The sequence below is a fragment of the Thermus sp. genome (assembly GCF_039793865.1).
Taxonomy (GTDB): domain Bacteria; phylum Deinococcota; class Deinococci; order Deinococcales; family Thermaceae; genus Thermus.
Map to the genome: position 1 here is coordinate 1 of NZ_JBAMMI010000009.1, position 1,364 is coordinate 1,364.

4 protein-coding genes are annotated in these 1,364 nt (G+C 66.4%); all 4 read left to right on the forward strand.

Going from position 1 to position 1,364, the window contains the following annotated elements:
- Nucleotides 1–240 (forward strand): AbrB/MazE/SpoVT family DNA-binding domain-containing protein (locus ABJK26_RS00895; protein WP_347240307.1); only part of this gene is annotated, 240 nt, incomplete at its 5' end.
- The gene (locus ABJK26_RS00900; RefSeq protein WP_347240308.1) at nt 233–475 is read left to right on the forward strand and encodes a hypothetical protein; all 243 of its coding nucleotides are present in this window, start codon (nt 233–235) and stop codon (nt 473–475) included. The genes ABJK26_RS00895 and ABJK26_RS00900, both read left to right, overlap by 8 nt.
- A gap of 164 nt (nt 476–639) precedes the next feature.
- Nucleotides 640–921 (forward strand): type II toxin-antitoxin system prevent-host-death family antitoxin, encoded by a 282-nt coding sequence (locus ABJK26_RS00905; RefSeq protein WP_347240309.1) that lies wholly within the window; start codon nt 640–642, stop codon nt 919–921.
- A complete protein-coding gene (locus ABJK26_RS00910) occupies nt 902–1,276 on the forward strand; it encodes a type II toxin-antitoxin system VapC family toxin (protein ID WP_347240310.1) in 375 nt (124 codons plus the stop codon). Before ABJK26_RS00905 ends, ABJK26_RS00910 begins: the two co-directional genes overlap by 20 nt.
- The last annotated feature ends 88 nt before the right edge of the window (nt 1,277–1,364 follow it).

The following is a 1,364-nucleotide window of genomic DNA, read 5'->3' on the forward strand; positions in this document are numbered from 1 at the left end:
CACTCCGCCACGCTCACCCTGGACGCCCAGGGAAGGGTGCTCCTTCCCCGCCCCTTGCGGCAGGCCCTGGGCCTGGGACCGGGGACCCGGCTGTTGGCCCTGGTGGAAGACGGGCGCCTGCTCCTCATCCCCTGGGAGCGGGCGGAGGAGGAGCTTTGGGCGGAGCTCGCGGACCTCAAGGAGAGCCTCGCCGAGGAGCTCCTGAGGGAGAGGCGGCTTGAGGCCGAGCGGGATGGCTGAGAAGCTGCCCGCGTTTCTTCTGGACGCCTCCGCCCTCCTCCCCTACCTGCAGAGGGAGCCGGGCTTTCAGGCAGTGCGGGTGGCCCGTGAGGTGGAGGAGGCGGTGGGGGAGCTCAAGAACCTGGTCTCCCGGCTCTACGCCCTCGAGGCCAGGCTCAAGGCCCCCCACGGTCAGCGAAGCTACCTTGCGGACAGGTCGGCGGCGCTTCTGAGGGAGCTCTTCGGGGGTTTCTAAGAACGGTTCTCCTGGCGAGGGTAAGGGGGCGCCGTCTGGGGAGGCCCCCCAAGAGGGAGCAGCTCACCCGCTTTCCCTAGCCCTGGACGTGAGGCCTGCGGGGCAAGCCCTAAAAAGTTGACCAACTCAGGTCCAAACGATTATCCTTGAACTGGGAGGCGCCCATGCCCAAGGCACCCGAAGCCGCCGCAAAGGCCTTCAACCTGGCCGAGGCCAAGGCCCGACTTTCCCGCCTGATCCGGCAGGTGGAGCAGGGGGAGGTCATCCTCATCAAGCGCTACGGCCGGGTCGTGGCCAAGCTGGTTCCCGCCGAGGCCCCGTCCCGCCCGAAGCGGACCCCCGGGGTCTGGAAGGGTAAAGTCCGGATGGCCCCGGATTTTGACCGGGTAAACGTAGAGATCGCAAAGCTCATGGAGGAGGGGCCGGTTGAACCTTCTTCTGGATAGCCACATTCTCCTCTGGTGGCTGGCAGACGATCCCAGGCTCTCCCGGAAAGCCCGAAGGTTTATCGTGCGGGCGGATATGGTCTACGTGAGCGCGGCCACCACCTGGGAGCTTGCCCTCAAGGCCTCCCTTGGGAAGCTGGAGATGCCGGAAGGCTTCGTGGAAACCGTGGAGGAAGAAGGGTTCGCGCACCTTCCCGTAACGCCGGTCCACGCCATGGCCGTGCGGGCGCTTCCCTGGCACCACCGGGATCCCTTTGACCGCCTCCTGGTCGCCCAAGCCGTGGTGGAGGACTTGCGTTTGCTCACCGCCGAGCCCCTGCTGGCCCGTTACGGGAAGCACGTGTGGGTGGTGTGAGGGGAGCTGGGGGGTCCCCCCACCTCAAATACGCCTTCCGCTACCTCGCCGCCCTTGTAAAAGCCATTGCTAGAGGCTGTCGTAAAAG